Origin of the sequence: Paraburkholderia sp. SIMBA_053, from assembly GCF_046534895.1 — a bacterium.
Classification (GTDB): Bacteria; Pseudomonadota; Gammaproteobacteria; order Burkholderiales; family Burkholderiaceae; genus Paraburkholderia; species Paraburkholderia caledonica.
On sequence record NZ_JAWRXU010000009.1, the window covers coordinates 222,805 to 247,728 of the forward strand.

The following is a 24,924-nucleotide window of genomic DNA, read 5'->3' on the forward strand; positions in this document are numbered from 1 at the left end:
CTCATCATGCACAAGCAGATCTTCGTCAATCTAGCGGTCGATAAACTCGATCGGTCAAAGGCATTCTTCAGCGCACTCGGTTTTAATTTCGATCCGCGATTCACCAACGATCAGGCGGCGTGTTTGATCCTGGGTGAAAATCTTTACGCAATGCTGCTGGTCAAAGACCTGTTCAAGTCCTTCACGCGCAAGTCGCTTTGCGATCCGAAGGAAAGCACGGAGGCGCTCGTAGGCCTGTCTTGCGAAAGTCGAGGCGAGGTCGATGCGCTCGTTGCCAAAGCGCTCGCTGCGGGCGGCACCGCGCCGCGTGCGCCGCAGGACTACGGCTTCATGTACGGCCACGGTTTCGAAGACATCGACGGGCATATCTGGGAGCTGATCTACATGGACCCCAACGCGAAGGCGCCGGGTTGAATCTGTGACGAAACCGGCCACTCACCGTGCCATCGAGGCAGTCTGGCGGATCGAGTCCGCCAAGGTCATCGCCTACGTCGCGCGAATGGTGCGCGACGTCGGGCTCGCCGAAGAACTGGCGCAAGACGCGCTCGTGTCGGCGCTCGAACATTGGCCCGACGCGGGCGTGCCCGACAATCCCGGAGCGTGGCTGATGGCGACCGCAAAGAACCGCGCCCTCGATCGCTTGCGGCAGGAAGCGTTGCACGCGCGCAAACGTGAAGAGCTGGGTCACGACCTGGACGCGCTAGAGGCGCATGTCGTGCCGGATTTCGTCGATGCGCTCGACGCCGCGCGTGCCGACGATATCGGTGACGATTTGCTGCGGCTCGTCTTCACCGCATGCCATCCGGTGTTGTCCACCGACGCGCGTGTCGCGCTCACGCTGCGTTTGCTCGGCGGCCTGACGACGGACGAGATCGCCCGCGCTTTTCTTGTGCCGGAACCGACCGTCGCACAGCGCATTGTCCGCGCGAAGCGGACGCTGTCGGCCGCGAAAGTGCCGTTCGAGGTGCCGCAGGCGGAAGCGCGTGCGCCGAGGCTCGCGTCGGTGCTGCAGGTGATCTATCTGATCTTCAACGAAGGCTATTCGGCGACGGCCGGTGACGACTGGATGCGCCCCGCACTCTGCGAAGAAGCGCTGCGGCTCGGGCGCGTGCTGAGCGGTCTCGTGCCTGACGAAAGTGAAGTGCACGGCCTTGTCGCGTTGATGGAAATTCAGGCGTCGCGTACGCATGCGCGCACCGATGCACAGGGGCGCCCCGTTCTGTTGCTCGATCAGGACCGAAGCCGTTGGGACCCTCTTCTGATCCGTCGCGGGCTGGCCGCGCTCAACACCGCGCACGCGCTTGGCGGCGCGAGCGGGCCATACGCACTACAAGCTGCGCTGGCCGCGTGCCATGCTCGCGCCCATCGGGCGGAAGACACCGATTGGGCGCAGATCGTTGCGCTATATGACGCGCTTGCGCAGGTGGCGCCGTCGCCGGTTGTCGAATTGAACCGCGCGGTTGCGGTGGGTATGGCCTTCGGACCGGCGGCAGGCCTTGAGATCGTCGATGCGCTCGCGGCAGATGCGGCGCTCGCTAACTATCACTGGCTTCCGAGCGTGCGCGGCGATCTGCTTGCGAGACTCGGTCGTATGGATGAAGCGCGCGCGGACTTCGAACGTGCTGCCGCGATGACGCGCAACGCACGCGAGCGCGAGTTGTTGCTCGAACGCGCGCGTGCGGTGATGCAGTAGGCTGCCGAAGTTTGTGCGCATAAACCGGGCATAGCCACGGCACTGCGCGCGATCGTGCGCCGACGACGGCATTATTCTCCCAGGCGCTGTAGGAACCATCACCGAAGGCGCAATGGAACCTGCTAGCGGATCAACTGACGCACGCCCAACGCGATGATCAGGCCGCCGCAGACCCGGTCGACCCATGCCTTGCTGCGCCGGTACGCGGACGCGATGCGCGCGTGCGACAACGTCAGCGCAACGAAGCCATACCAGCTGCTTGCCACGACGAACACCATGCCCAGCATCGCGACGAAAGTGCCGACGCTCTCATGCGGCGGCGCCGCCGATGAAAACACGGCGGCAAAAAACGCGACCGATTTTGGATTCGCGATATTCGTCGCGAAGCCTTGAGCGAATGCCTGGCGGACGCTGCCGCCGGGCGCCTGCGCATTCGGTTGCGGGTTGCCTGCGGAAGCCTTGAAGATCAGACGTCCACCGAACCAGATCAGATAAGCGGCGCCGGCCACTTTAACGGCGAAGGCCAGCCACGGAAACGCTGCGAACACAATGCCGACGCCGAGAATCGCGCAACTCGCCCAGAAAAGATTGACGAGCACAATGCCCGCCACCACCGCCAGTGCTTCGGTGCGTGTAGCGGAGGCCGCCTTATGCGCGACCGCAACGAAGTTCGGACCGGGAATCACAACGCCGGCCACATACACGGATAACACACCTAGAACGGCCGAACTATCTACCACGCGAAGCTCCGATCAGGCTGAGAAAAAGGCCATTGCACCGGTCGCCACGCCCGCTGCTGCGACCACGAACGACACATTGCGCAACCATTTCTTGCGCGTGAGCAGCGTGATCGCGCACAGAGCGATGGCAACCTGAATCAGCGTAGTAGCCTGCGCCCAGCGGTGATGGCCATGCAGCAGCGCCTCGCTCTTCGCGTCATTGTCGAGCACCTCTTTTTCTATCGCTTCAGCCTTTGCGCGGATCGGCTCTTTTTGCTGCTTGTACTTGTCGACGTCTGCGAGAAATTTTGCATGCTCGTCAGAACTGGCGACGGACAGCGCCGCGCCCAGCTCCGCGAGGTTCTGCTTTTCGCCCTTAGCCTGGTAGTAGTTCCATTGGTTCGACGCTTCGGTCTTTTTGATCGCGGCTTCGTTCTTGTAGTACAGCGCGAGGTTCTCGCTGTTTCCGCTTTGGTACGCGCACAACGCGCCAATCGTCGCGAGGACTGCCGTTATTACGGCCATGCGGCTCCCGAAAGAGTCCGCGTCGTGGTGGCCGGCGTGCTGCACCGCATGGTCGTGTGGACCATGCACTTCATACTCTTCAGGCATCAGATTCTCCGAGGCAAACTCTTTTGTCGTATCCGGGCGTCGCGCGGACCCGGGGCCTCAATCTTAGCGCGTGACGTCACGTCGATGGAGAAGCATGCTTTCTGCGAGCGCCTCGTTGTTCCGATTCAGGCCGGGTTCAGGTGCGATGACCCATCCACAGCAGCAGGAGCGACAGCGTCACGACAGAACCCACGGTCGATAAAAGAATTGTGCGCGACGTGATCTGCGCTTCGCGCTCATAGAACTCGGCCAGCATGAACGGGCCGGTGCCGGTGGGCAGCGCCGCGAGCACGACCGCCATTTCGACCAGCGCGGGCGAGAGGCGGAAGACGCGCGCCGCGAGCCACCATGTCAGCGCCGGCTGCACGACAAGCTTGACGAGCGTCAGCAGCAACGCAATGCCCCGTGTACCCGATTCGGACGGACGCTTTTCGGCGAGAAACAAGCCGAGGCTGACCAGTGCACAAGGACTGGCCGCGCCGCTCAGCAACTTGAGGAACGTCTCCGCGCTCGGCGGCATGGCCACGTGCAGACCGGCAAACAGAGCGCCCGCGATCGGCGACACGATCAACGGGTTGCGCGACAGTGAGCGCAGCACTTTCAAGCCGAGCTTGTGCGGCGTGCGTTCGGTCTGCAAGCCGATTTCGATCAACACGATGGCGCCTGCAAACAGCACACAGGCGACGAGGATCGTCGCGATCGTGGTGGGTGTCAGGCTCGCCTGGCCGAACGCGATCATGCCGAGCGGAAAGCCGATGTAGCCGGTGTTCGGATATGACGCGGCAATCGCGTCGACGCTTGCATCGGCGAGATGGCGACCGCTCAGTAGCCGCATGACGAGAATCACAGCAAAGATGCCAGCGCATGCAATCGAAAACGTGACGACAAACGCCGGCTGGTACAGCTGCTCCCATGTGGCGCGCGCCATGGTGTCGAACAGCAGCGCGGGCAACGCGAGCCAGACCACGAAGCGATTGAGTTCCGACGCCGAGTTCGGCCCGAGCACGCCGCGTCGCCGACAGGCAAAGCCCGCGAATATGAGGCCGAAAACGGGAAGCAGGATCTCGAGGGTGGCTAACATCGGTGGGAAACGCGCGAGCTATACGGCGTGTGAGAGGGCAACCCGTCAGCGTAGTGACTTGCGTTGATACAATCAAATACTGTTTTTTACGCTGGACGATACCTTTTATGCATCGTCAGTTAACTCAGGTGGACACGTGATCGACATCAAGCCGCTGCGCTATTTCGTGACGCTTGCCGAGACGCGCCATTTCGGGCGGGCGGCGGCGCGCCTGAACTTGTCGCAGCCCCCGTTGAGCCGTCAACTGACGGCGCTTGAAGCGAGCCTCGGCGTGATGCTTGTCGAGCGCAGTCCGCGCAGTGTCACGCTGACCGCCGCGGGCGAGCGCTTTTACGCGGATGCAAAGGCGATTCTCGCGTCGGTCGAACAGGCGGTGAGCAATGCGCAGGCAGCGGCGTCGGGCGACGCGGGCAAGCTCGCGATTGGCTTCACGATGTGCGCCGCCTATAACGTCGTGCCCGGCTATGCGCGGGCGTTCGGCGCGGCGTACCCCGAGGTCGCGCTGAATCTGCGCGAAGTGGTGTCGAACGACCTGGCCGCGCAGGTGGTGGCGGGGCACATCGACGCGGCCATCATGTTTCCTCACGTGCCCGATAAGGGACTCGCCACGCGCACCATCTTGCGCGAGCCGCTGTGCGTCGCGTTATCGCGAGGTCACCCGCGGGCTCGCGCCCGGCGGCTCAAGATCGCGCAACTCGCCGGCGAGCCGTTCGTGCTGGCATCCGCGGAAGTAGCGCCCACGTTACGCGCCACGATTCTCGACCATTGCCGCTCAGGCGGCTTTGAACCGGATATTCGCTTTGAAGTGCAGTTGCAACAGACAGTGTTGAGCCTCGTCGATGAAGGCGTGGGCGTTGCACTCGTGCCCGCTTCCATGCGCAAGGCCCAGCTTGCGGGCGTGGTGTTCAAGCCGCTGGTGGACGCGCCGTTGATCGAGCAGGTGCTGGCCTGGTCGCCGGCGAACCGGAATCCGTGTCTGGCGCGGTTCCTGGAGTTGGCTTGAGTTCGAAGTACGCAAGTGCGAACGCAAGTGCAATTTTTTTCGGCGAGGAATCTGCGATCATCGAAAGCACGCGCCTTAGCTAACCTTGCCTTTCCGCTGATCTTTCAATGCCGACACAGCCGCCTGTTCTCACCACCGCCCGCCTGATCCTACGCGCCCACACGCGCGACGACTTCCTCGACAGCCACGCGATGTGGTCCGATCCCGAGGTGATCCGGTATATCGGTGGCAAGCCTTCCACACGCGAAGAAGTCTGGGCGCGTTTGCTGCGCTACGCCGGTCATTGGACGATGCTCGGCTACGGATATTGGGTCGTCCGCGAGAAAGACAGCGGGCGTTTCATTGGCGAAGTGGGCTTGGCCGATTATCAGCGCGACATCGAGCCCTCGCTGGCGGGCACGCCGGAAATGGGCTGGGCTTTGAGCCCTGCACTGCATGGCCACGGCTATGCGACGGAAGCCGTGCGTGCCGTGTTGGATTGGGCAGACGAAAGATGGCCAGACGCAGAGACCGCTTGCATCATTGCGCCGGAGAATGAAGCTTCCCTGCGAGTCGCGCACAAGGTCGGCTATCGCGAGCACCTTCGCACCACATACAAGGGGCAGCCGACCATCATGCTTCGGCGCGCACCTCGTGCGGCGAAATAAGCCAGCGCGAAGCTGGCTTATTCACCCTTAGATAACTTGTCACTGACCTTCGTGAGACGCTGCTCTTTGTCGCGCGATGAGATCCGCTAGCCGCTCGACTTGCCGGCCTTCGGCGTCGAAGTTCGAGTTGTCGAGCCAACGTGTGTAGCTCGGACGCAGCGCAGGCCATTCGCTGTCGATAACTGAAAACCATGCGGTGTCGCGGCTGCGCTGACGATAAACAATCGCCTGGCGGAAGATTCCCTCGAACGTAAAGCCATAGCGCAACGCCGCAGCACGCGACGGCTCGTTCAGCGAATCGCACTTCCACTCGAAACGCCGGTAGCCAAGCTCGTCGAACACGTATTGCATGAGCAGAAACATGGCTTCGGTCGCCACGCGCGTCCGCTTAAGACGCGGCGAATAGGTGACATGTCCCACTTCGATCACGCCGTTAGCCGGATCGATGCGCATCAGCGCCAGCGTGCCGACCGCCTTCCCGCTTGCGGCGTCGATCACTGCGTAGTGCAGCGGATCAGCCGACGCCGCGATGCGCGTCAAATGCTCACGATAGGCGTCGACGGTTTCGAACGGACCTATAGCGAGATACGTCCAGTCGCGGGCGTCAGGTGCCGAGCGGTAGGCGTCGAAGAGATCCGCCGCGTGAGCTTCGACGTTGACCGGTTCGATCCGGCAATAGCGGCCGGCTAGCGGCGTCCGCGCGGGCGGCTTCGCGCCGTTCCAGTCGGGCAGCGGCGCTCCGATCGGTTGTTCGAACGCGTTACGTCGGGGTTCCATGTCTGCACTCCTGGCGTCTGGGGTTAATCGTCGGTCACAAAGAACATGATGAACGATACGGCAATCGTGGTATGTTAAAAAGATCCACGCGAAGCGTTTCTGATAGGTCCAGCCGTCCATGATCGAGATTATTGGCCCGCTTGCTCACACAGCCGCGAACCGCGGGCTCGCGGCTGGCGCCGGTATCGGCGACGCTCAAAAGCCCGCGCCGCTGCAGAAGCAGTTGATCGAGCGTTTGCAGCAGGCGATTCTCGGCGGGCGCTTGCCGGCCGGGTCGCTGCTGCCGTCGTCGCGACTGCTTTCGGCGGAAATGGGCGTGTCGCGCAACACCGTGGTCATTGCATATGAACACCTGGCGGCAGTCGGTTATGTGGTGGCGGACAAGAAGGGCACGCGGGTAAGCCCGCTGTCGAGCCGCGCCGCGCGTGCCGAGCCGTCCGCACGATCTGCCCCGCCGAAAGTGGCCTACGCGGCCCGCGTCGGCCAGTTCACGGCGACGCGCACGCCTGTGGATGCTGCGTTGCCGCTCACGCCCGGCACACCGGCGCTGGACCGCTTCCCGTTGGCCGCATGGCGGCGCGCGCTAGAACGTTCGATGGAGCGCGCGTTGCCGCTCGCGCTCGGCTACGGGACGCCAGCGGGTGAGCCTGCGTTGCGCGACGCCATTGCCGCGCATTTGCGGATGGCGCGCGGGGTGCGCTGCGAAGGCTCGCAGGTAGTGATCACCGAAGGCGCGCAGGAAGCGCTGAACCTTTGCGTGCGCCTTTTCACGAATCCCGGCGATGTCGCGTGGATCGAGGACCCCGGTTATCGCGGCGCGAAGGCGGCGTTCAACCAGGGCGATCTGACAACGGTGCCCATGCCCGTCGACGCGGAAGGCATGTGCGTGCCGTCCGGCGCCTGGCGCGCGCATCCGCCGAAACTGATCTATACGTCGCCCGCGCACCAGTATCCGACGGGCGCGGTGTTGTCGGTAGCCCGGCGGCTGGAATTGATCGCCGAGGCGCGCCGCTGCGGCGCATGGGTGATCGAGGACGATTACGACGGCGAATTTCGCTACGCCGGGGAACCGATTGCGAGCATGCAGGGACTCGTCGACGACGCGCCGGTTCTCTACGTCGGCTCGTTCAGCAAGACGATGTTCCCGGCGCTGCGCATCGGCTTCGTCGTCTTGCCGCAGGCGATTGCCGCGCACGTCGAGGGAGCCTTGTGTGAAATGCTGCGTGGCGGGCATCGGCTGGAACAGCTTGCGCTCGCGCATTTCATGGAGAGCGGCGAATTCGGGCGGCATCTTGGCCGCATGCGACGGCTGTATCGTGAGCGGCAGCAGGCACTGCGCGAAGCGCTTAGCGAACACTTCGCGTCATCGGAGATATTGGGCGGCGATTGCGGCATGCATTTGACACTTCGTATGCCGCCGGGCATCGACGATCAGGCGCTTATCCCACGCGCACTCGCGAAAGGGCTAAGTCCGCGTGCGTTGTCCGGATTCGCGCTCAAGCCGAACGCCGGCACGAACGGCCTTGTGATCGGCTATGGCAATACCTCCGCGGAGGAACTCGCACCGGCCGTGCGGACCCTGTCCGAGCTTGCTGCCGGCATGGAAAAACCGCGTCGTCGCCGGGCCTGAGTTTTAGAGTTTGTCCGCGCGGCCCATGTCGCGCTATCGTGTCGTTTATGCGTGGCGGTTGCGACGAGGCAATATCGACGGAGCGCCCGCATCATGTTCCGCGCGCCGTCTGGTGCGCGTCGCCGGACGGCTGCGCAGTCCGGGCATGAAGCATCCCTTTGGTGTGGTTTTCTATGACGATTTATCCGATTGGAGATGACATGAAGGAAATCGAACCGACCCCGTGGTTTGAACTGGCCGCTGACTTGCCCGCGCGCGACGGCTGGTACGAGGTGCAACTGGCGAGCGGGGACACGGCATTTGCCAAATTCGGCAAGGGCGAGTGGACCGAGAAGCCGGACGATGAGTTCACGCACTGGCGCGGGCTTTCCGCCGATCCATCGCAGGCGGGTGAAGGCGCTGAAGACGAGGCCAAAGCAGTGACCGACGGTGCCGAAGCCGCCGGCGATGCCGACGTCAAAGGCGCAGACGAACACATCGACGCCGAGGCCACCGCGGCGAACGGCGTACGAGCCGCATGGAACGCGTTCTTCCCAGGGCTTGGCGAAGAGCAGCACAAACCGGTGGACGCCGTTCCCAACGGAAAAGCGCCGCATTGATGCATGCGAGGGCGGCGGCTCATGGCTTGCCGCCCTGACAGATCAGACCTTCGGGCAAAACAAAGTATGAAAGTTACGCGGGAACCGGTGGCATTGCCACGCGCCACGCAGTTACTCAATCATGGACCGGTCACCATTATCACGAGCGCGCACGAGGGCCGCTCGAACGTCATGGCAGCTTCATGGGCGATGCCGCTCGACTTCGATCCGCCGAAGGTAGTGGTCGTGGTGGACAGCCGCACGCTGACCCGGCAATTGATCGAAGCAAGCGGTGTGTTCGGTCTACAACTGCCGAGCCGCAAGTTCGCCGCACAGACGCTTGCCGTGGGCACCAACGCGGGGCTGGAACTCGACAAGTTTTCGGCCTTCGAACTCGAAACGTTCTCTGCGGAAAAAATCGACGTGCCGATGCTGGCCGGCTGCATCACGTGGATGGAATGCAAGGTGATTCCCGACGATAGCCAGCGGCACGATCTGATTATCGGCGAAGTGGTGGCCGCCTACGCCGACAGCCGTGTGTACTCGAACAACCGTTGGCATTTCGGCGACGATCCCGATCTTCGCACCTGCCATTACGTCGCCGGCGGGACGTTTTTCGCCACGGGCGACGCGTTCGAAGTTTCACCTTCGGCAAATGCTCTGAGCGCGTCGCCGGCGAGCCGGTAACGAACCCATTCGCTTTGCGCGCTCGCGCCGATCGATTCATAGAAGCCGATTGCGGGCGCATTCCAGTCGAGCACGCTCCATTCGAAGCGGCCACAGCCGGTCTCGCATGCAATGCGCGCGAGGTGGCGCAGCATCTGTTTGCCGGCGCCGCTGCCGCGCGATTTCGGCGAAACGTACAGGTCTTCCAGATACAGGCCTTTTTTGCCGAGCCACGTCGAGTAGGAGAAGAAATAGACGCAAAAGCCGATCGGCTCGCCGTTCATTTCGCAGATGAGCGCGGTGGCCGTGGCTGCAGGGGAGAAGAGGCTCGCTTCGATGTCTTGCACGGTGGCGACGACTTCGTGCTCAGCCTTTTCGTATACCGCGAGCTCGGTGATGAAGTTGAGGATGAGCGGGGCGTCGGCGGCGGTGGCGGGGCGGATCTGGATGGTCAAGGGTGGGTTCTGTTGTTGCGTTGAATGATCGAGTGTCGGAGCCTGATGCGCATGTAGCACATCGGGTAGGCTAGCGCTCCTTTAGCTTGAACAGCGAGCATAGCAGTGACTGCACCGAGGTTCCATGCGACGGACTCGTAACGGTGCTTAGCAAAGATGAGAGACCGTCAGCCTGTTGCCCCATCGCGAGTTCAGGTACTCAACTGCGAGGCGGCGGTGGCACCGGTGAGGTTTGTCCTCACTGCATAGCAAGCATCCGCGATCGAACAGCGCGATATCCAGATTGCTTTCCACGCGCCGTTTGGCGATCAGCTCTGTGTAGGCGTCAGCGTAACTGTCCCACGTCATCTCTTTGTCCTGATACCGCCGCAGCATGCCTTTCTCCGGAGCCAGGTCTCCTAGCTCGACAAAGTCGGCGCCGAGCAGCTCAGACAGAAAAAATTTTAGATCCGCCTTCTTTGCGAAGCCGGCCAGCTGAGATGTATTGTTCAGACGGACGTCAAGCAGTGTTCGCACACCAGCCCCGCGCAGCAAGCTGAAAAACTTCTCCGCGGTCTTGTTCGTGAATCCAATCGTTGAAACGTCGATGTTCGTCACTTGCCTGGCGTCCTCGCTGCGTCATGTCCGGTGAGGTCATGCGTGATTCTGGGAATCAACTTCGATCACCCCTTCAAAGGCAACCATATCTCAAACCCGCCCATCCCACTAACCGGATCAAACTTCTCGTCATAGCGCTCGAAGTTGGGCGCATCGGCGGGAAGGTGTCCCGACGCCGGCAGCCACTTGTTCCAGATTGTGTTCCAGGTGCGCCGCACCGTCGACACATGCTCGCGATGACTGAGCACCGCATACCTGTTCGCCGCAATGCGCAAACGACTGAACTCGCCGGGCAATGAAGCGAAGTCGCTGACTTCCACGCCGCACAGGTAGTCGATGTTGCCGGCGTCGTCCGCGTTGTAGCAGACGCCATACGCGACGTTGCCCACCTGGCCCGGCACTTTGCCGAAATACGCGTTAAAGCGTTGCCATTGCGATGGAATCGCGGCTGCGCTCTCGCACGTATAGCGCGCGCTCAGACCCGCGACGAGAAAGGCCCTGCCGTCCTCAAAGCGCGGCGGTTCCAGATGCGTAAGAAGGGTTTCGTCCATTTTGATCGGCTCCACGATGACAAGATTGTCGAGATGACCACGCGCGCGCAGCGCCTCGGGCGTGAGCCCGAATTGCTCGCGAAACGCGCGCGTGAATGCTTCGTGAGAACCGTAGCCAGCGTCGATAGCAACCGTCAGTATGTCCGGCGCACCATTCGCGAGTCGCCGCGCGGCCTCGCTCAGGCGACGCCCGCGCACGTAGCGCATGACCGGCGCGCCGGTCGCTGCTTCGAAAGCACGCGTAAGATGAAAGCGCGACACGCATGCACAGTGCGCGATGTCGTCGAGCGTGAGTTCGTCGGCAAAGTGGCTTTCGATAAACCACAGCGCTTTTCCAACCGGATTCATAGCAGCTCTCATGTCAGCATGAAACCAGCATAGCCAGCCGCAGACGCGGGCATTTGATCGCGCTTGCGGTTTCGCAATCGATGCAAACGACTACTCGACGCAGGCTGCGTGACCGATGCCACGAGCGCGTGCAAAGCGACCAGTCCACACTAGCAGCCAGCGCCGCGCGCGCATGTCGATCAGACGTTATCCGTCGCCGCCGTATTGCCCGTGGGACGAGGCCGCCCGGCGGAGGACGCGCCGTGCGCTTCCTCTGCGTCCGTATGTGTAGCGGCGTCCGCACCGCCTGGCCGTCCCGCGCGCAACATCACACCGCCGATCGCGCCTGCCGCCGCCGCGAAAATGGCGCCGAAGGCAAACGCCACGTGATAGCCGCTGTTGAGCGCGGCGAGCGCGTTTTGCGTCGCCAGCAAGTCACCGCTGCGTGCGGCCGCGAGACTCGCGAGTACCGCGAGGCCGAGTGCGCCGCCCATCATGAACGACGTATTGACGATGCCCGACGCGAGTCCCGAGTCGGCGGGATCGACGTCGCTCATTGCGGCGAGCAGCATCGGGTTGAAGGCGATGCCCGCGCCGAAGCCGAGCAGCATCATGCCCGGCAGCACATCGAGCACGAAGCTGCCGCCCACAGGTGCGCGCGCGAACAGCGCGAGCCCGCACGCGGCAACAAGCAGGCCCACCGCGAGAGGAATACGCAAACCGAAGCGCATCACCACACGCGCCGACAGGCCCAGCGAGAAGAACGCCATGATGAGATTGGCGGGCAAAAATGCGAGCCCGACTTGCAGCGGTCGATAGCCAAGCACGCGCTGCAAGTAAAGCGCGGAAATGAAGAACCACGCGAACATCGCGGCTGCCCACAGTACGCCGACGACATTCGCGGTGGCTACGTTACGCAGACGGAACAGGCCGAGCGGCATCAGCGGATGTTGAACGCGTGATTCGATGATGAGAAACGCCGCAAGCAACGCGAGCGCAACGAGCAGCAAGCCAAGCGTTTGACCCGAAGTCCAGCCGGCTTCATTGCCGTTGACCACTGCGTACACGGCTAGCATCAGCGAAACAGTGACCGTGACCGCGCCGGCCACGTCGAGCCGCTCGCCGTGCGCATGACCCCGCGCGGAAGGCAGCAGCGCGACGCACAACGCGTACACGACAACGCCGATCGGCAGATTGACGAGAAAGATCCAATGCCAGCTGAGCAGATTGGTCAGCAGACCGCCGAGCAACACGCCGATGCTGCCGCCGCCCGCGCAGACGAAGCCATAGACGCCCATCGCTTTCGCACGTTCGCAGGGCTCGGTGAACAGATTCATGATGAGCGACAGCGACACCGCGGACACGATAGCGCCGCCCAACCCTTGTACCGCGCGCGCACACACGAGCAAAATCTGCGAGTTCGCGAGGCCGCACGCGAGCGATGCCACGGTGAACAGCGTGATGCCGCCGAGAAACAGTCTGCGATGACCGTACAGATCGCCGAGCCGTCCGCCCAACAGCAGACAGCCGCCGAAGGTCAGCATGTACGCGTTGACGACCCACACGAGCGACGTTTCCGTGAAGCCGAGATCCGCAGCGATGGACGGCAACGCGACGTTTACGATTGTCGTATCCAGCACGATCATCAGCACACCGAGGCACAGCACGATCAGCGCGAGCCAGCGTTTGTTGCCGTGAATGGAATGGGTCATGCGAGAACTCCTGAGCCGCGGTCGTTTGAAATTGCCGGCGGCCTCGAGCATAGGTGGGCCGTTTCAATGCGATGCCGGACGGGCCCACGGCCCGGCGCGATGTTGATCAAGCAATTGGCAAGTTGTCGGGGGCGAGGGGTTTTTCAGTTTAGCACCCGTGAGTTTTGCGTCACAACTACGAATTCCTGGGCGGGTGGAATTTCGTTGATGTCCAAGCTGCCTTGAGACGGACTCAGACGCAAGTCGCCGATTCTGCAATTTTTCCTAACGCTGCCGGAAATCACGACAGGTACGCAGGCAACTTCTCACGCAGGGAAGGGACGAATGGCGGGCTGGTTTCAATCGAGTGCAAGCTGACCGTAGTCTTAAGAGTTGTCGGATGTAAAGATATTCAAATCTCCTTAACAGTTGCTACGTCGACACCGGCCATAACAATCCAGGCCTAGTGCCGGACTTGTCGGCTTCTGCTAAGCGGTCGGCGCTTTATAGTGCGCTGTTCGCGGCCGGAGGCGACGGCGGGGGGACGGTTAAATGTAGTGGGAGAGAAGCTCATGAAAGCGGGTGCTCCGCGCAGTATGATGCTCACATGTCAATGTGCAATGCGATAGCGCCGTACATGGGAGGAGCGCGAGCCATCGCTCTATGCAAGCAAAAGGCATTTCAAATCTATCAAGAGTGTAGAGGTTATTAATGGCTAACCATCCACCATATTCTGTAGGTCTGACCTACCTCGAAGACCGTCAAGAGTTCTCCTTACAGGCCATTGATCGAGCCAAACTAACGTCTGTCGTGGCAGGCTCGCTCGAGATTCCTGTTCTGCTCGACGAGCACAAATTTAACCTTGACGATGCATTCGCGCGACGGCTCGGTGCGGCAATGCTGGCCCTGATCGCACTTGGTCAACCCGCTATCGAGCAATACATGAACATTACTAAAGATCCAATCGAATAGCCGCAAGTAGCCGCGAATAGGATGACTTGAAACCACGCGGACTGGGAGGGGCCAAGAACAACTTGGCCCTCCCCCTATGTGCACGGCAATCTACAAGCCAATGCTCGATGCCAGACGCCTCGCGCTGTGCCGGGTGCGAGCATTCCAAAGATACCAAACATGCCGAGGATTTTGATGGCGAAACATCAACCGTACGACGTAGTCTTAAGCTACACGAGCGATCCTAAACAGTTGGTCGTACATACCGTAGAAGTTGCAAAGCTCGCTCCGCTGTTGGCTGAAAGAATGGAGCTGCCTGTTTGGGATGAAGGCGACTCAACGATTGACGACGAGTTCGCTCGACGGCTTGGAGTCGCCATGCTCAACCTCATCGCTTTGGGTCAACCGGGCATTAAGCAATACATGAGGGTTACGCAAGACCCGACCGGCAGCCCGCCAAGTCCTCCAGGCAACAATTCATAAGAAAGTGACTCGGAGCCGAAAGTAAAAAGGGCGGACAGGTTGTCTGCCCTTTTTGCTTCTCATCGCGCTTGGCTAGCCTGATCCGGAGCGTCCCTCACCCCCACCCACAATCCCATACTCCCCACCGCGCTCCAGCGCCCGCTGATATGCGGGCCGCGCATGGATCCGCTGCAAGAACGCGGTGACCGCCGGCCATGCCATTCCGCCGCGGGCCGTGGCCGCTTCGAGCGGGAAACTCATCTGTACGTCGGCGGCCGTGAACTCACTGCCGGCGAACCACGGGCTCTTTGTCAATTCCTTCTCGATATACCCAAAATGCAGCTTCAATTGCGGGTCGACAAAACCTGTTTGCAGCGTAGCCGCGATCTTGCGCGCAATCGGCTTTGCAAAGAAAGGCATCGGCGCACTTGCGATGCGCCCTGCGATCAGCTTGAGCAGCAACGGCGGCATTGCCGAGCCTTCCGCGTAGTGCAGCCAGTACGTGTAACGCAAACGCTCAGGCGTGCCTTGCGCGGGCGCGAAACGCCCCTGCCCATACTTTTCCACCAGATACTCGACAATCGCGCCTGACTCTGCAATGGTCTGCCCGTCATCGGTAATGACGGGCGATTTGCCGAGCGGATGCACCGCGCGTAACTCGGGCGGCGCGAGCATGGTTTTCGGATCGCGCTCGTAACGCTTCACCTCGTACGGCACGCCGAGTTCTTCGAGCAGCCACAAGACGCGTTGGGAGCGGGAGTTATTCAAATGATGGACGGTCAGCATGGGTCGATAGATTGTGGCCAATGGAACGTCACATCATAAGGATATTGCGCAGAGGCAGGCCTCTAGCAGCTTGCCAACCTGGTCATACTCGCGACTTGCTTCCCATTAATTCGTTCGAGGGTAACGTTTCGTCCAGCAATTTGCGTGCGCTTTCAATGCCGGCCACGGGCAGTCCTTTCGGATCGAGCAAGCCCACCTGCACGAGCACGCTAGCCTGATCCCAATAGATGTGCTCGTTATAAAGCTTGTCGCCGCGGAAGCACACGACCGCGAGCATCGGCACCTCGAAATATTTTCCCGTTGGCGCAACGCCCGGCAACAGCCAGTCGATTTCGCAGTCATGCGTGCAGCTGAAAATGAATTCGTCGACGATGCGATCTGCGCCGATGGTCCGCGAAATCGGAATCAGCTTTGTATCAGCCGGATTCGAGTTGACGAAGTGATGCGTATAGAACCGCTTGAGGTTGTCGTGGCCGACACCGCCTGTCATGGTCGGCACGTGATTGACGTAAGGCTGCGCGACCATTGTGGGCATGACCGCTTCCACGTCGCGCGTGGCGAACTCGTGATAGCAATGCGCCTCCCACAGCGCGTTCAGATCGTAGACCGGTCCCAGCACTTTGCGCAGTAGCGCAAGCGTTCGCGAATACGCCATCATTGCTGCGGGCTTGTCGTACTGCGGACGCGCGGGCGCCGCAAACGCATGGTCGCAACCGGGGTACACATACTGCTCGATTTGCGGACGTGCGCGCAATGCGGCGCTGATTCGTTCGCGGGTTTCCGGCGGGCAGAGCGCGTCGTTTTCGGGGAAATGAAACACCATAGGACAGCGCACGGCCGGCACTTCGTCCAGATAGGCATCGAGACCCACGCCGTAGTAGCTCACTGCGCAATCAACGTCGGTGCGCGCCGCGCTCAGGAACGCGAGCTTGCCGCCCAGGCAGTACCCGACTGCGCCGACCTTGCCGGCCTGCTCGGGCATCGCGCGCAGTACGGCAATGGTGGCCGCGATATCGTCCACCGCCAGATTGGTGTCGAACTGATTCAGGTAGGCAAGCGCCTGCTTCATGTCGGCTTCGTCATAACCTAGTTCGATGCCTGGCTTGATCCGCCAGAAGAGATCGGGCACCAGCACCACGTAGCCTTCCTCGGCGAAGCGGTCGGCCGTCGCCTTCATGGTGTCGTTGATGCCGAAGATTTCCTGCAACAGAACGAGCCCAGGGCCCGAGCCTTGCGCGGGACGAGCAACGTATGCGTTGAAACGGCCGCCGTCCTGGGCGACAACTTCAATGAAAGAGCCGGCCATGCGTTTGTCTCCTGAGGTTTGCGAGGAATAGCGAGGAAGCGGGGAAGAGCCTACGCCATCGTACGCAATTCGAAGCGCTTGAGCTTGCCTGTTTCGGTGCGCGGCAGTGAATCGACAAAAGCGACCATGCGTGGATACTTGTAAGGTGCCACCGTATTTTTCACGAAGTCCTGCAGTTGCGCGACGAGATTGTCGTCGCGGCTGTAGCCGGGGTTCAGCACCACGAAGGCCTTCACGATTTGTCCGCGCGTTTCATCCGGCACGCCTATTACGCCGCATTCGGCCACCGCTTCGTGTTGCAGCAAAACGCTTTCTACCTCAGGACCCGAAATGTTGTAGCCGGCTGAGACGATCATGTCGTCGGCGCGTGCCTGATAGAAAACATAGCCGTCCGCGTCGAGATATACCGAATCGCCCGGCAAATTCCAGCCGTCGCGCACGAATTTCATTTGCCGTTCGTCTGCGAGATAACGGCATCCTGTCGGCCCGCGCACCGCTAGCTTGCCTATCGTGCCGGGCGCAACGGGTTGCATTGCGTCGTCCACGGCTTGCACGATGTAGCCCGGCACCGCGCGTCCAATTGCATGCGGACGAATCTCGTCGCCCTGCGCCGAAACAAAAATGTGGATCAACTCGGTGCCGCCAATACCGTCGATCATGTCGATGCCAGTAGCGTCCCGCCACAGCCGCCGTGTCGAATCGGGCAACGCCTCGCCGGCGGACACGGTTTTCTGCAAGCTCGACACATCGTGACGCGCGACGAGGGGTGCCATCTGCCGATAGAAAGTCGGCGCCGTGAACATGATGGTTGCGTGAAAGCGCTCGACGGTCTGCAATAACGTCTCGGGCGTGAGCTTCTCGATCAATACCGTCGACGCGCCCACGCGCAACGGAAAACACAGCAAGCCGCCGAGCCCGAAGGTGAAAGCGAGCGGCGGCGTGCCGCAAAATATGTCGCTCGCCGAAGGCTTCAGCACATGACGCGGAAACAGATCGCACATGGCGAGCACGTCGCGATGAAAATGCATGCAGCCTTTCGGCGCGCCCGTCGTGCCGCTCGTGAAGGCGATCAGACACACGTCGTCGGCTGCCGTATCGCATGCGGCGAAGTCAGCGGGCTTGTTGATCGCAAGCGTGTCGAGTGAATCCACTGCATCGTCATGAAACAGCAGCGTTTGCTTCAGCTCAGCACAATAAAATTCGTCTTGCGGATCGTTGCAACGCGCGAGTTCTTCGGTCAGGCGCGCATCGCAGAGCGCAGCGCTTACTTGCGCCTTTGAAATGATCTGCTTCAACTCTTTCGCGCGCAGCAGCGGCATGGTAGGCACGGCAATCAGGCCCACTTTCAGCGCGGCGAGTGCAGCAACCGCCATTTGCAATGTATTTGGCCCTCGCAACAGAATGCGATTGCCCGGTTGCAAACCCATTTCATCGACGAGTACGTGCGCGCTGCGATTGACCATCGCAAGCAATTCTTTGTAGCTCGTAGCACGCGGCTCGTTGTCGACCAGCGACCAGATAGCCGCACGCTCGCCATGACCCGCTTCGATCGTCCTATCCAGAAGTTCCGTCGCGCAGTTGAAACGCGCCGGATAAGCGACATCCGGATTGTCCAGCAGAAATACAGGCCATTGATCCTGCGGCGGAAGATTGTCGCGCGCGAAAGTATCGACGTGTGCTGACGGTTCCATCGTGGTCTCCCCGGTTTCAAGCCGGCTCTATGCGCTTCAGTTGACGAGGGCTGCGTGTCCTTACTGCGGAATGACTGCCGTTGCTTCGATTTCGACCTTGGCTTCGTCTTCGATCAGCGCGACCACTTGCACCGCACTCATTGCGATGTCGTAGTCGCCGATCAACTCGCGAAACGCACGGCCTATTTCTTTTAACGAAGCGAGGTACTCGCGCTTATCCGTGACGTACCACGTCAGGCGCACAAGATGCTCTGGCCTGCCGCCCGCTTCGTGGAGCACGGCCAGTACATTCTTGAGTGCCTGGATAGCCTGGCCGGCGAAGTCCGAGGTTTGAAAGCGCGCTTCTTCATTCCAGCCGATCTGGCCGGCAATGAAAACTTGCGTGCCGACTGCCGCGACGCCATTCGCATAACCGCGCGGCTTGACCCAGCCGGCGGGGAGAAGAGCTTTTTTCATGTGCGTTGCGCCTCGCTGAGTTCAGGCTGTGGAGCGAACTTCGCCAGTGAGCCGGCGATGTCGGTGGGAATGTCGATCGAGCGGCCGCTTTCCAGCGAGGTTGTGACGAGCACCTGCTTTGCTCTAAACCGCGCCTCGCCGTTGCAGTGACCGAGAATATCGATGGTGATCGAGCGCCGGCCGATTGCGGCAACGGTTAGCGTCAGCATGATTGTTTCGCCCATCTGACTTGGGCGCGAAAACTCGCAGTCCAGTTTGACGATCGGCAGGCCGAGGCGGCGCTGGCCGATCATCTGGGCGTAGTCGACGTGCAAACCCTCGTTGAACCAGTCCTCAACAAGGGCATTGGTCATCACCAGATATTGCGGAAAGAATACGATGCCCGCAGGATCGCAGTGCGAGAAGCGGATACGTACCGGCCTTTCGAAGTGCGTGGTCATTTCGCGCGTTCTCCAGCGCTTGTCGCCGCATGCTCTTTCAACAGATCGCGGCCCACAATCAATTGCTGTACTTCCGTCGCACCTTCGTAAATGCGCAGTGCGCGAATCTCGCGGTACAGCAGTTCGACCGCGACGCCGCTTTGCACACCCATGCCGCCGTGAAGCTGAACGGCGGCGTCGATCACCTGCTGTGCGCCTTCGCTCGCGTGCCACTTGGCCATGGCTGCTTCGCGAGTCACGTTCTCACCCTGGTCGCGCAACCATGCCGCGCGATACACGAGCAGCGCACTGCTATCTATGGTCAACGCCATTTGTGCGAGCTTCGCTTGCGTGAGTTGGAAATCGCCCAAGGTCTGACCGAACATCTTGCGCGATGCGGCTCGCGTCAGTCCTTCTGCCATTGCATGTCGGGCCAAGCCGAGCGAGGCAGCCGCCACGGACGTGCGGAAAATGTCGAGCGTGCGCATTGCGAGCTTGAAACCTTCGCCGGGTGCGCCGAGCATCTGGCTGCGCGGCACGCGCGCGCCTGCGAAATGCAGGCGCGCCAGCGGATGTGGCGCGATTACGTCGATGCGTTCGGCGATTTCCAGTCCCGGCGTATCTGCATCGACAATGAACGCGCTGATGCCGCGCGCGCCGGGCGCTTCTCCGGTGCGCGCAAAGACCACGTAGAAATCGGCGATGCCACCGTTCGAGATCCACGTTTTGTCGCCGTCCAGTACGTAGGTGTCACCGTCTTCGCGTGCAGCGAGCGACATTGCTGCAACGTCCGATCCGGCTTCCGGTTCTGACAACGCGAACGCCGCAATGGCGGTGCCGTTTGCCACGCGCGGCAAGTAGCGCGTTTTCTGTTCATGAGTGCCGCCGAGCGAGATCGCACCGGAGCCAAGCCCTTGCATCGCGAGAGCGAAGTCGGCGAGGCCCGAATGCCTGGCTAGCGTTTCGCGCAGCAGACAGACGGCGCGCGTGTCGATCGTGTCACCGTGGCCGCCATAGGCCACGCCGCCCACGCCATATTTCAACCAGCCGGCAGCGCCGAGTTCGCGCACCAGTTGACGACAGGTCGAATCGACATCGCCGTGTTCGACATGCGACAAATTCGAGCGGCACCATGCTTCGATACCGGCAGCCAGTTCGCGATGGCGTGGTTCGAAAAAAGGCCACGCGAGCGCACTGTGCAGATCAACGTCTCTTTCTGCGCTCACCTCAGTCTCCCTCGAAGACGGGGCGCGACTTCGCGGCGAACGCCTGATAAGCGCGCCCGAAATCGCGAGTACTCATGCAAATGGCTTGAGCCTGTGCTTCGGATTCGATCGCTTCGTCGATGCTCATGCTCCATTCCTGGTGCAGCATCTTCTTCGTGATGCCGTGCGCGAATGTCGGACCGGCGACGAGATCGGCGGCGAGCTGTTGCGCGTCCTCAAGAAGTGCAGAAGGCTCGCAAAGCCGGTTATAGAAGCCCCATGCGTAGCCTTCGTCGCCGCTGGCAGAGCGCCCCGTGAAGAGCAGTTCGGCGGCACGCCCTTGACCGATGATGCGCGGCAGGATCGAGCACGCGCCCATATCGCAACCCGCCAGGCCGACGCGCGAAAACAGAAACGCGAGCCTGCTGCGTGCAGTGCCGAGACGCATGTCCGAGGCCATCGCGAGAATCGCGCCCGCGCCGGCGCAAACGCCGTCGACCGCTGCAATCACCGGCTGTGGACAATGGCGCATGGCTTTGACGAGGTCGCCCGTCATGCGTGTGAAGAGGAGCAGTTCAGGCATCGGCAGGTCGATCAGCGGTGCGATGATGTCGTGCACGTCGCCGCCCGAGCAGAAGTTTTCGCCCGCGCCGTGGATCACAACGGCCTTCACATCGGTCGCATACGTGAGCTGGCGAAACAGATCGCGCAGCTCGGCATACGATTCGAAGGTAAGCGGATTTTTGCGCTCCGGCCGGCTCAACGTAATGGTCGCGACTTTGTTCGCGACCGACCAGCCGAAGTGCTGCGCTTCGTAACCTGCGAGTGTCAGGCGATTTCCGGCCAACAGCGCGTCGGCGTTTGAATGTGGCATGTTCGTGTCTCCTGTCGCTGGGCGTTAGTCTTTCAAACTGTCCAGCAGATGTTTCTTCAATTTGCCGAGCCGCTGGTGCGTGCGCGACTTTTCCTCGAGACTGAGTCCGCCAAATAATTCAACGACCCATTGCTCATGCGCGACCGCCATTCTGTCGAACGCTTTGCGGCCTGCGGGAGTAAGGCATACGCTGATTGAGCGGCGGTCGTTAGGGTCGGTATCGCGAGAGACCAAACCTTCTTTCTCCAGTTGATCAGTAATGCCGGTCACGTTGCCGCCCGTCACCATCAGACGTCGCGACAGTTCCGTCATTTTGAGTCCTTCTGGATGACGTTCGAGTTGGGCCATCAGGTCGAAACGCGGCAACGTAGTGTCGAATTCGGTACGCAGACGTTTGCGCAATTCGGCTTGCACGAGGTTCGTCGTGGTCAACATGCGCAGCCACAAGCGCAAGCCCATGTGGCTGTCCGCGCCGGTGCTCATTTCCAGATCCACGACGTTCTCCGCAGGCTTCGCAACGCCTTTGCGCTGCGCTCTCGTTTCTGCTGCCTTCGCATCGCTTGCTGCAATCTTCTTGACGTTGGCTGGCCTGGTCACATTACTTCTCCACCGGAGATGGAAACGGATTGCCCCGTGATTGCATCGGAACCCGGTTGACACAGCCACAGCACGGCATTCGCAACCTGTTCTGGACTCACAAAGCGATGTTGCGGATTGGAGCGAAGCAGGCTTTCGCGAGCCTGCTCCTCCGTGCGCGACGTCTTGCTGGTGATCTGCTGCAGCGACGCGTGCAGCAGTTCGGTCTCGGTATAGCCGGGGCAAACGGCGTTGACCGTCACGCCTTTCGTGGCAACTTCGAGCGCGAGAGAGCGCGTGAGACCGATCACGCCGTGCTTCGCCGCGCAATATGCGGCGACATACGCGTAGCCAATTTGTCCCGCTGTACTCGCCACGTTGACGATGCGCCCATGTCTGCGTTCGAGCATGCCCGGCAGCACGGCGCGCGTGCCGAGGAAAACGCCTGTGAGGTTCACGTTTAGCATGCGCTGCCATAGCGTCATGTCGGTATGCGTGAACGGCGCGGCCTGTGCCTGCCCCGCGTTGTTGATGAGTATGTCGACGGCGCCAGCTTCGTTGAATGCTTCTGCAACGGACTCTTCTTGCGTGACATCGACGGTAATGCATGCAACGTCGCCCCATGCACGGCATTTTTCACGCTGAGCCTCTAGCCGTTCGGGATTGCGACCCATCAGCGTAACGCGCGCGCCGGCGTGCAGCAGCGCCTCTGCAATGGCCGCGCCGATGCCGCTTCCGCCGCCAGTAACAACGGCATGTTGTCCCGCAAGGGGAGATTGAATCGAGTTCACGTGGTTCCTTCCGCGCGCTGCGCGCGCTCTTGCGCCGAGAGGCCGGCATTTGCCGCAACCTGTGCGCGTTCACGTTCCAGATTGCGTTCGAGTTGCGACTTTGCGGCGGTGTACTGATTCGGCCATGTCACGTCGAAGTAGCCGATCTTCGCGGCCTCGTTCAGAGTCCACGATGGATTCGCGAGATGCGGACGCGCGATTGCGCACAGATCGGCGCGACCGGCCGCGATAATGCTGTTCACGTGATCCGCCTCCGAAATCGCGCCCACCGCAATTGTCGCGATGCCGGCTTCGTTTCGCACGCGGTCGGCGAACGGCGTCTGAAACATGCGGCCGTACACGGGCTTTTCGTTCTTGCTGACCTGGCCCGACGAGACGTCGATCATGTCCGCGCCCGCCGCCTTGAACGCGCGTGCGATCTGCACGGCGTCGTCGGGCGTGGTGCCGCCTTCGACCCAATCGTTCGCTGAAATGCGCACGGAAATCGGCTTGTCCTGCGGCCACACTGCGCGAATCGCCTTGAAGACCTGTAGCGGATAACGCAGCCGGTTCTCCAGCGAGCCGCCGTATTCATCGGTGCGATGGTTGGTTAGCGGCGAGAGGAAGCTCGATAAGAAATAGCCATGAGCGCAGTGCAGTTCGAGCCAGTCGAAACCCGCTTCCGCCGACATTTCCGTCGCGCGCACGAACTGCGCTTCTATCTCGCGGAGCTCCTCGTGTGTCGCTTCGCGCGAATGCTGGCTGATGCCGGGCAGATACTGCTGCGGCGATGCCGAGATGAGTGGCCAGTTGCCTTCGGTGAGCGGCTGATCGATGCCTTCCCAAGCCACGCGCGTCGATCCTTTTGCGCCGGAATGTCCGAGCTGAATGCCGATCCTGGCGTCGGACTGCCCGTGTACGAGATCGACAATCCGCTTCCATGCGGCGAGGTGCTCCGACGCATACATGCCGGGGCATCCCGGCGTGATGCGCGCCTCGGGCGACACGCATGTCATCTCGGTCATAACGAGCGCCGCACCACCCATTGCGCGTGCGCCGAGATGCATCAGATGATAGTCGCCCGCGATTCCGTCGACGGCTGAGTACTGCGCCATTGGCGAAACGACAACGCGGTTTTTCAACGTGACGCCGCGCAACGTGAATGGGGTGAACATTGGCGGGATCGAATGTTTTTGCGGCGCGCGTTCTACGCCTGAACGCCGTGCGAGCCAATCTTCGAAGCTGGACACGTAACGCGCGTCGCGCTCGCGCAGATTTTCGTGCGAGATGCGCTGCGAGCGCGTGAGCAGCGAATAAGCGAACTGATCCGGCTCGAACGATGTGTAGCGGTCCACGTGTTCGAACCATTCGGTCGAATTGCGGGCGGCGTTCTGAATGCGCAATACGTCGACGCTGCGCACGTCTGTGTAATGCTTTAACGCAGCATGCAAATCGCCAGGATGCGCGCCGATGCTGTTGGCGAGTTCAATCGAATCTTCGAGCGCGAGTTTGGTACCCGAGCCAATTGAAAAATGCGCGGTGTGCGCGGCGTCGCCCATCAGCACGACTGGCGTTTGCGTGCCGTCGGTATTGCTGCGCCAATGCACCCATTCCTGGTTGACGACGCGCGGGAAGCGAATCCATTGCGACGAGCCGCGCAAATGCGCGGCGTTCGACAGTAGTGCGTTGCCGTCGAGGTACTTCGCGAAGAGTTTTTCGCAGAATGCAATGCTCTCTTCCTTGCTCATTTCGTCGAGTCCGGCGGCGCGCCACACACGCTCCGGCGTTTCGACAATGAACGTGGACGTCTGATCGTCGAAACGGTAGGCGTGCGCCTGAAACCAGCCGAACTCCGTTTCTTCGAACGCGAACGTGAAAGCGTCGAATAGCTTCCGCGTGCCGAGCCAGACGAAGCGGCAATCGCGCATGTCCAGGTCGGGCTTATAGGTCGACGCGTACTTTTGACGAATCGCGCTGTTCGCTCCGTCGCAAGCGACGATGAGATCGGCCTGATATTCGGTGTCGTCGGTGACCTGCGTTTCGAACACGAGCTTTACGCCCAGTTCCTCGCACCGGGCCTGCAAGATGTTCAGCAGACGCTTGCGACCGATGCCGCAAAACCCGTGGCCGGACGAACGCACCTGGCGTCCGCGGAAATTGATTTCGATGTCGTCCCAATGATTGAACGCGTCGAGTATGGCGTTTGCGCTGGGGGCGTCGGCGGCGCGCAGGTTGCCCAGCGTCTGATCCGAGAACACTACACCCCAGCCGAATGTATCGTACGGGCGGTTGCGCTCCACGACGATGACCTCGTGCGCCGGGTCGCGGCTTTTCATCAACAGGCCGAAGTACAGCCCGGCCGGGCCGCCGCCGATACAGACAATGCGCATGCTGCTCCCCA

At 61.3% G+C, this 24,924-nt stretch carries 27 protein-coding genes; 9 read left to right on the forward strand and 18 right to left on the reverse strand.

Annotation, left to right across the window (positions count from 1 at the left end; genetic code table 11):
* Positions 1 to 6: 6 nt before the first annotated feature.
* Together SB753_RS24820 and SB753_RS24825 are read left to right on the forward strand one after the other, a co-directional pair.
* Entirely contained in the window at positions 7 to 414 is a 408-nt protein-coding gene (locus SB753_RS24820) for a VOC family protein (protein WP_088175502.1), read from the forward strand.
* A gap of 4 nt (positions 415 to 418) precedes the next feature.
* Positions 419 to 1,693, forward strand: coding sequence for an RNA polymerase sigma factor (locus SB753_RS24825; RefSeq protein WP_392394854.1), 1,275 nt, complete (start codon positions 419 to 421; stop codon positions 1,691 to 1,693).
* A gap of 122 nt (positions 1,694 to 1,815) precedes the next feature.
* Here the strand turns inward: SB753_RS24825 and SB753_RS24830 are convergent, their stop codons facing one another.
* The 3 genes from SB753_RS24830 to SB753_RS24840 form a co-directional block, all read right to left on the reverse strand.
* Positions 1,816 to 2,433: a LysE family translocator gene (locus SB753_RS24830; protein ID WP_027804756.1), complete on the reverse strand. Its 618-nt coding sequence runs from the start codon at positions 2,431 to 2,433 to the stop codon at positions 1,816 to 1,818.
* 12 nt (positions 2,434 to 2,445) lie between these two features.
* Positions 2,446 to 3,024 (reverse strand): DUF4337 domain-containing protein, encoded by a 579-nt coding sequence (locus SB753_RS24835; protein ID WP_088175505.1) that lies wholly within the window; start codon positions 3,022 to 3,024, stop codon positions 2,446 to 2,448.
* Positions 3,025 to 3,160: 136 nt separating this feature from the next.
* Complete coding sequence (locus SB753_RS24840; RefSeq protein ID WP_410802332.1) at positions 3,161 to 4,105, reverse strand: AEC family transporter; 945 nt, start codon at positions 4,103 to 4,105, stop codon at positions 3,161 to 3,163.
* Between the two features lie 136 nt (positions 4,106 to 4,241).
* On the opposite strand from SB753_RS24840, the gene SB753_RS24845 reads away from it, so the two are divergent.
* A complete protein-coding gene (locus tag SB753_RS24845; RefSeq protein ID WP_410802334.1) occupies positions 4,242 to 5,108 on the forward strand; it encodes a LysR family transcriptional regulator in 867 nt (288 codons plus the stop codon).
* 107 nt (positions 5,109 to 5,215) lie between these two features.
* The gene (locus tag SB753_RS24850; protein WP_410802336.1) at positions 5,216 to 5,755 is read left to right on the forward strand and encodes a GNAT family N-acetyltransferase; all 540 of its coding nucleotides are present in this window, start codon (positions 5,216 to 5,218) and stop codon (positions 5,753 to 5,755) included.
* Between the two features lie 39 nt (positions 5,756 to 5,794).
* Here the strand turns inward: SB753_RS24850 and SB753_RS24855 are convergent, their stop codons facing one another.
* Entirely contained in the window at positions 5,795 to 6,532 is a 738-nt protein-coding gene (locus SB753_RS24855; protein WP_410802338.1) for a GNAT family N-acetyltransferase, read from the reverse strand.
* 118 nt (positions 6,533 to 6,650) lie between these two features.
* On the opposite strand from SB753_RS24855, the gene SB753_RS24860 reads away from it, so the two are divergent.
* From SB753_RS24860 to SB753_RS24870, 3 genes are all read left to right on the forward strand, one after another.
* Positions 6,651 to 8,162 carry a PLP-dependent aminotransferase family protein gene (locus SB753_RS24860; protein WP_410802340.1) on the forward strand — a complete coding sequence of 504 codons (1,512 nt, stop codon included), beginning with the start codon at positions 6,651 to 6,653 and terminating at the stop codon, positions 8,160 to 8,162.
* 200 nt (positions 8,163 to 8,362) lie between these two features.
* Entirely contained in the window at positions 8,363 to 8,761 is a 399-nt protein-coding gene (locus SB753_RS24865; RefSeq protein WP_288830784.1) for a hypothetical protein, read from the forward strand.
* Positions 8,762 to 8,827: 66 nt separating this feature from the next.
* A complete protein-coding gene (locus SB753_RS24870) occupies positions 8,828 to 9,427 on the forward strand; it encodes a flavin reductase family protein (RefSeq protein WP_088175512.1) in 600 nt (199 codons plus the stop codon).
* Here SB753_RS24870 and SB753_RS24875 read toward each other — a convergent pair.
* From SB753_RS24875 to SB753_RS24890, 4 genes are all read right to left on the reverse strand, one after another.
* On the reverse strand, positions 9,334 to 9,861 hold the full coding sequence (locus SB753_RS24875; RefSeq protein WP_087751915.1) for a GNAT family N-acetyltransferase: 528 nt from the start codon (positions 9,859 to 9,861) through the stop codon (positions 9,334 to 9,336). The two genes, SB753_RS24870 and SB753_RS24875, sit on opposite strands and share 94 nt — an antisense overlap.
* 147 nt (positions 9,862 to 10,008) lie before the next feature.
* Positions 10,009 to 10,458, reverse strand: coding sequence for a DUF488 family protein (locus SB753_RS24880; RefSeq protein ID WP_410802342.1), 450 nt, complete (start codon positions 10,456 to 10,458; stop codon positions 10,009 to 10,011).
* A 65-nt stretch (positions 10,459 to 10,523) separates the two neighbouring features.
* Positions 10,524 to 11,357, reverse strand: a complete 834-nt coding sequence (locus tag SB753_RS24885) for a GyrI-like domain-containing protein (protein ID WP_410802344.1) — start codon at positions 11,355 to 11,357, stop codon at positions 10,524 to 10,526.
* A gap of 179 nt (positions 11,358 to 11,536) precedes the next feature.
* On the reverse strand, positions 11,537 to 13,048 hold the full coding sequence (locus tag SB753_RS24890) for a DHA2 family efflux MFS transporter permease subunit (RefSeq protein WP_410802346.1): 1,512 nt from the start codon (positions 13,046 to 13,048) through the stop codon (positions 11,537 to 11,539).
* A gap of 690 nt (positions 13,049 to 13,738) precedes the next feature.
* Between SB753_RS24890 and SB753_RS24895 the strand changes: the two genes are divergently transcribed.
* Complete coding sequence (locus SB753_RS24895; RefSeq protein WP_027804758.1) at positions 13,739 to 13,999, forward strand: hypothetical protein; 261 nt, start codon at positions 13,739 to 13,741, stop codon at positions 13,997 to 13,999.
* Positions 14,000 to 14,173: 174 nt separating this feature from the next.
* Positions 14,174 to 14,461: a hypothetical protein gene (locus SB753_RS24900; protein WP_051121014.1), complete on the forward strand. Its 288-nt coding sequence runs from the start codon at positions 14,174 to 14,176 to the stop codon at positions 14,459 to 14,461.
* Positions 14,462 to 14,533: 72 nt separating this feature from the next.
* On the opposite strand, the gene SB753_RS24905 is transcribed toward SB753_RS24900, so the two are convergent.
* From SB753_RS24905 to SB753_RS24950, 10 genes are all read right to left on the reverse strand, one after another.
* Positions 14,534 to 15,226 carry a glutathione S-transferase family protein gene (locus tag SB753_RS24905; protein ID WP_408413289.1) on the reverse strand — a complete coding sequence of 231 codons (693 nt, stop codon included), beginning with the start codon at positions 15,224 to 15,226 and terminating at the stop codon, positions 14,534 to 14,536.
* A gap of 82 nt (positions 15,227 to 15,308) precedes the next feature.
* Complete coding sequence (locus tag SB753_RS24910; protein ID WP_410802348.1) at positions 15,309 to 16,532, reverse strand: dienelactone hydrolase family protein; 1,224 nt, start codon at positions 16,530 to 16,532, stop codon at positions 15,309 to 15,311.
* A gap of 50 nt (positions 16,533 to 16,582) precedes the next feature.
* Complete coding sequence (locus SB753_RS24915) at positions 16,583 to 18,223, reverse strand: AMP-binding protein (protein ID WP_410802350.1); 1,641 nt, start codon at positions 18,221 to 18,223, stop codon at positions 16,583 to 16,585.
* Positions 18,224 to 18,283: 60 nt separating this feature from the next.
* A complete protein-coding gene (locus tag SB753_RS24920) occupies positions 18,284 to 18,679 on the reverse strand; it encodes a RidA family protein (RefSeq protein WP_020068752.1) in 396 nt (131 codons plus the stop codon).
* On the reverse strand, positions 18,676 to 19,119 hold the full coding sequence (locus SB753_RS24925) for an acyl-CoA thioesterase (RefSeq protein ID WP_020068753.1): 444 nt from the start codon (positions 19,117 to 19,119) through the stop codon (positions 18,676 to 18,678). Before SB753_RS24925 ends, SB753_RS24920 begins: the two co-directional genes overlap by 4 nt.
* The gene (locus tag SB753_RS24930) at positions 19,116 to 20,324 is read right to left on the reverse strand and encodes an acyl-CoA dehydrogenase family protein (RefSeq protein WP_410802352.1); all 1,209 of its coding nucleotides are present in this window, start codon (positions 20,322 to 20,324) and stop codon (positions 19,116 to 19,118) included. Before SB753_RS24930 ends, SB753_RS24925 begins: the two co-directional genes overlap by 4 nt.
* A gap of 1 nt (position 20,325) precedes the next feature.
* Positions 20,326 to 21,177, reverse strand: a complete 852-nt coding sequence (locus tag SB753_RS24935; RefSeq protein ID WP_410802354.1) for an enoyl-CoA hydratase family protein — start codon at positions 21,175 to 21,177, stop codon at positions 20,326 to 20,328.
* A 24-nt stretch (positions 21,178 to 21,201) separates the two neighbouring features.
* Positions 21,202 to 21,774 (reverse strand): MarR family winged helix-turn-helix transcriptional regulator, encoded by a 573-nt coding sequence (locus SB753_RS24940; protein WP_410802356.1) that lies wholly within the window; start codon positions 21,772 to 21,774, stop codon positions 21,202 to 21,204.
* Entirely contained in the window at positions 21,771 to 22,544 is a 774-nt protein-coding gene (locus SB753_RS24945; protein WP_410802358.1) for an SDR family NAD(P)-dependent oxidoreductase, read from the reverse strand. Before SB753_RS24945 ends, SB753_RS24940 begins: the two co-directional genes overlap by 4 nt.
* Positions 22,541 to 24,913 carry a bifunctional salicylyl-CoA 5-hydroxylase/oxidoreductase gene (locus SB753_RS24950; protein ID WP_410802360.1) on the reverse strand — a complete coding sequence of 791 codons (2,373 nt, stop codon included), beginning with the start codon at positions 24,911 to 24,913 and terminating at the stop codon, positions 22,541 to 22,543. The genes SB753_RS24945 and SB753_RS24950 overlap by 4 nt, the downstream gene beginning before the upstream one ends.
* Positions 24,914 to 24,924 lie beyond the last annotated feature (11 nt).

Coding starts and splice junctions, on each gene's coding strand:
- SB753_RS24820 (WP_088175502.1), top strand. CDS start 7: ATGCACAAGCAGATCTTCGTCAATCTAGCGGTCGATAAACTCGATCGG.
- SB753_RS24835 (WP_088175505.1), bottom strand. CDS start 3,024: ATGCCTGAAGAGTATGAAGTGCATGGTCCACACGACCATGCGGTGCAG.
- SB753_RS24840 (WP_410802332.1), bottom strand. CDS start 4,105: ATGTTAGCCACCCTCGAGATCCTGCTTCCCGTTTTCGGCCTCATATTC.
- SB753_RS24850 (WP_410802336.1), top strand. CDS start 5,216: ATGCCGACACAGCCGCCTGTTCTCACCACCGCCCGCCTGATCCTACGC.
- SB753_RS24855 (WP_410802338.1), bottom strand. CDS start 6,532: ATGGAACCCCGACGTAACGCGTTCGAACAACCGATCGGAGCGCCGCTG.
- SB753_RS24860 (WP_410802340.1), top strand. CDS start 6,651: ATGATCGAGATTATTGGCCCGCTTGCTCACACAGCCGCGAACCGCGGG.
- SB753_RS24865 (WP_288830784.1), top strand. CDS start 8,363: ATGAAGGAAATCGAACCGACCCCGTGGTTTGAACTGGCCGCTGACTTG.
- SB753_RS24870 (WP_088175512.1), top strand. CDS start 8,828: ATGAAAGTTACGCGGGAACCGGTGGCATTGCCACGCGCCACGCAGTTA.
- SB753_RS24885 (WP_410802344.1), bottom strand. CDS start 11,357: ATGAATCCGGTTGGAAAAGCGCTGTGGTTTATCGAAAGCCACTTTGCC.
- SB753_RS24890 (WP_410802346.1), bottom strand. CDS start 13,048: ATGACCCATTCCATTCACGGCAACAAACGCTGGCTCGCGCTGATCGTG.
- SB753_RS24895 (WP_027804758.1), top strand. CDS start 13,739: ATGGCTAACCATCCACCATATTCTGTAGGTCTGACCTACCTCGAAGAC.
- SB753_RS24900 (WP_051121014.1), top strand. CDS start 14,174: ATGGCGAAACATCAACCGTACGACGTAGTCTTAAGCTACACGAGCGAT.
- SB753_RS24905 (WP_408413289.1), bottom strand. CDS start 15,226: ATGCTGACCGTCCATCATTTGAATAACTCCCGCTCCCAACGCGTCTTG.
- SB753_RS24910 (WP_410802348.1), bottom strand. CDS start 16,532: ATGGCCGGCTCTTTCATTGAAGTTGTCGCCCAGGACGGCGGCCGTTTC.
- SB753_RS24915 (WP_410802350.1), bottom strand. CDS start 18,223: ATGGAACCGTCAGCACACGTCGATACTTTCGCGCGCGACAATCTTCCG.
- SB753_RS24920 (WP_020068752.1), bottom strand. CDS start 18,679: ATGAAAAAAGCTCTTCTCCCCGCCGGCTGGGTCAAGCCGCGCGGTTAT.
- SB753_RS24925 (WP_020068753.1), bottom strand. CDS start 19,119: ATGACCACGCACTTCGAAAGGCCGGTACGTATCCGCTTCTCGCACTGC.
- SB753_RS24935 (WP_410802354.1), bottom strand. CDS start 21,177: ATGCCACATTCAAACGCCGACGCGCTGTTGGCCGGAAATCGCCTGACA.
- SB753_RS24950 (WP_410802360.1), bottom strand. CDS start 24,913: ATGCGCATTGTCTGTATCGGCGGCGGCCCGGCCGGGCTGTACTTCGGC.